The organism is Halarchaeum acidiphilum MH1-52-1, from assembly GCF_000474235.1.
Taxonomy (GTDB): domain Archaea; phylum Halobacteriota; class Halobacteria; order Halobacteriales; family Halobacteriaceae; genus Halarchaeum; species Halarchaeum acidiphilum.
The window spans coordinates 1-1,154 of record NZ_BATA01000146.1 but is presented as its reverse complement, the minus strand read 5'-3'; the positions used below and the strand labels follow the sequence as shown (position 1 = coordinate 1,154).

Sequence of the window (1,154 nt, the reverse complement as noted above, 5' to 3'; positions counted from 1 at the left end):
TTTAGCTGATTGAGGCGCTAAGCCCCCTTCCTCAGCGAGCGACCGACGGGAGCGAGCAGGGAGGGGATACAGCGTTGACGAGACGCAAGCGTCTCGTCCGCACACGAGAGCTTCGCTCTCGTGAACGCCGCACGGGTCTCATGCACCTTCCCGCTCGGCCCACAGGCCAACACTTCACCAAAACGGGTATACGTGTTCCGTGCATATCGTGCATTACGGTGAAACGGAAGACAATCACCATTCGGGAGGACCAAGACGAGTGGATTGAGGATCAACACCTCAACCTCTCGTCGTTCGTCCGCGAGCAGTTGGACGAACTAATAGAGGAACGCGAGTAGCACCATGTACTACGCCTACAAGTATCGTCTCAAGCCGTCCGACGCCCACCGCGAGGAGTTAGACCGCCACCGAGACATTTGTAGGCAACTGTATAACCACGCTCTCTACCGATTCAACCAAATCCCCGAGGACGCAGGCACGCTCAACCAGCGTGTTCGGTCCATCCGAGACGAAATACCGTCCCTGAAAGACTGGTGGGACGACCTCTCGGATGTGTACTCAACCGTTCTGCAAACCGCCGTCATGCGAATCGAGCAGAACGTCAAATCACTCGGAGGACTCAAACAGAACGGCTACGGCGTCGGCCAACTCAAGTGGAAGCCGCCACGGGAGTTCCGCAGTTTCACCTACAGTCAATCTGGCTTCAAGCTCGACAAGAAGGGCGGTCAGACTATCCTGTCACTCTCGAAACTCGCAGACATACCGATTCGGCTTCACCGCGCCATCCCCGACGACGCCACGCTCAAGCAGGTCACGGTCAAGAAGGAACCGACGGGCGAGTGGTTCGCCACGTTCGGCGTCCAAATGGACCGTGAGACACCTGAACCGTCTGAGAACCCCGAGAAGTGCGTCGGTATCGACGTGGGTATCCTGAAGTACGCCCACGACACCGATGGCACGGCGGTCGAGTCGCTCGACCTCTCTGCCGAGCGCGAACGCTTGGAACGCGAGCAACGGAAGCTCTCGCGGAAGCAACACGGGTCAAACAACTACGAGACACAACGGCGTCGAGTCGCGGAGTGTCACGCCGACCTCCGCCGGAAGCGCCGTGACTTCTTGCACAAGCTCTCGGCGTACTACGCTCGGGAGTACGA

At 58.7% G+C, this 1,154-nt stretch carries 1 protein-coding gene; it reads left to right on the top strand.

All coding sequences use genetic code 11. From position 1 onward, the window contains the following. Window positions 1-342: 342 nt before the first annotated feature. Window positions 343-1,154 (top strand): RNA-guided endonuclease InsQ/TnpB family protein (locus AOZ13_RS13590; RefSeq protein ID WP_044958788.1); only part of this gene is annotated, 812 nt, incomplete at its 3' end.